A 1,915-nucleotide genomic window follows, 5' to 3' on the forward strand; every position below is an offset into this window, starting at 1 on the left:
CCGCCGGGTACGGATCGTCCCCTCGGGCGTGCCTGCCTCGAAGATCGCCGTCATCGACTCCGACACCCCGGCCATGGACGTCACGTCCGTTTCCTGGAAGCCGCGTTGGTGGCTGTCGAAGCCCGCGGCCTCCTGGTCGCTGACCTTCAGGAACAAGGCGACCGGCAAAACGGTGCGGACCCTCACCGGCGGGGAGGCCCGCGGCCTGGTCGCTCCGTCGTGGGACGGCAGGAACGCGGCCGGGGCGTACGTACCGAACGGCACCTACACCTGGACCCTGGCCGCGAAGCCCGCCGACGGAGTCCAGGCGGACCTCTCCTTGTCCGGGACGCTGCCGGTGACCCGCGGTGCCGCCGTGTGGCGGGACATGGCCGGTGCGGACGGGTTCGGCGACCTGCTGGTGACCGACGCGGCCGGAGCCGTGTCCCTGTACAAGGGCACCGGGTCCGGGAAGCTGTCGTCCCGCGTCGCCGGATCCGGCAACAAGTTCACCGCCGGGACCGTGCTGGTGCCCTTCGGCGACGTGGACGGCGACCGGTGCGTCGACGTGCTCGCACGCGTGGGTGACCAGTTGCGGGCCTACCGCCCGGGGTGCGGGAAGGTCGTCACCGCCTCGTCCCCGTACACCGCCATCAGCTCCGGCTGGGCCCGTTACGACAAGCTGACCTCGCCGGGGGACCTGAACGGGGACGGTTTCCCCGACCTGATCACGCGGCAGGCGTCCACCGGTGACCTCTACTTCCACGCGGGCACGGCCGACCACCGGCTGAAGTCCCGGGTCCGCATCCAGACGAACTGGAAGCTGTACAAGCAGGTCGTCGGCGCCGGCGACCTGAACGGTGACGGACGTGGCGACGTGCTCGGGGTCGACTCCGCCGGTGTGCTGTGGGAGTACTTCGGGACGTCCACCGGCGGCCTGACCAAGCGGGTGCGGGTCGGCGGCGGCCTGAAGGGCTACTCGGCGCTCGTCGGCACCGGTGACCTCACCGGTGACGGACGCAGCGACCTGCTGGCGCGGGACACCGCCGGGAAGCTGTGGCGGTACGCCTCCACGGGAGCCGGCAAGTACGGCGGGCGGGTGCAGATCGGCACCGGCTGGAACGGGTTCAAGGGCCTCTTCTGAGCCGGCAGCCGTGAGGAGAAAGGCCCGGGTCGTCGACCTGGGCCTTTCTCATCGGCCGGGGCCCTCTTCGCCGTCCGGAGCGGGGATCACGCGTCCCGGTACCAATGCGTCCCGCCCACCAGGAACTCGTACACCGGGCGCCCCCGGCTCCCGCTCGTGCGGAAGGTCTCGCCGTGGTCGTTGATGCGGATCGTGCCCTGGCGGCCGCCGCTGTTCCACTGGAGGTCCACGTACCAGCGGACGTCGTGGGTGGCGGCGTGGGCGGTGATGTAGAGGACCTCGGGGTCGGTGCGGCTGACCTTGTAGGGGAAGCCGCGTTGGCCGGCCTTCGGGGACAGTACGGGGTGGGGGGCGTCGAGGTCCGTGTCGAAGGACCTCGTCTCGACGCCTCCGCCGCAGCCGGAGGAGCCGAGGTACGCGTTCCAGGCAGGCGGCGGCCCGGAGTCGGCCACACCGACGTGCATGGACTCGATGACGACGGCCTCGTCACCGATGCCCTGGACGGTCAGCGCCACGCGCTGCTCGTCGGCGGCGATGGCCCGGTGTGCCTTCACCCAGCCCGGTACGTCCTGCCCCATCACCGGCGGGGCCACCTCGGCGGGAGGCCGGTCGACGAGGTACTTCCCCTCGCACTGGGGGTCGTCCCAGCCGTAGGTGCGGGTGCTCACGGTGAGGGGGGCGGCGGTTGCCCGGCCGGTGGTGGTGTCGTGTGCCGAGGGGTCACCGTCGTCGCGGTTGAGCGTCAGCGCGGTGGCCACGGTGACGACCAGGGCGACGGCCGCCGCGATCAGG

General features: G+C 71.9%; 1 protein-coding gene and 1 pseudogene. One reads left to right on the top strand and one right to left on the bottom strand.

Annotated elements, in window-relative coordinates:
* Window positions 1-1,123, top strand: a 1,123-nt coding sequence (locus CCN33_RS28820) for an FG-GAP-like repeat-containing protein (RefSeq protein WP_208621939.1), incomplete at its 5' end; no start/stop codon positions are given.
* 86 nt (window positions 1,124-1,209) lie between these two features.
* On the opposite strand, the pseudogene CCN33_RS32335 reads toward CCN33_RS28820, so the two are convergent.
* A pseudogene (locus tag CCN33_RS32335) lies at window positions 1,210-1,915 on the bottom strand (transcriptional regulator); the annotation flags it as partial.

This window comes from Streptomyces recifensis (genome assembly GCF_002154615.1).
In the GTDB taxonomy this organism is placed as follows: Bacteria; Actinomycetota; Actinomycetes; order Streptomycetales; family Streptomycetaceae; genus Streptomyces; species Streptomyces griseoluteus.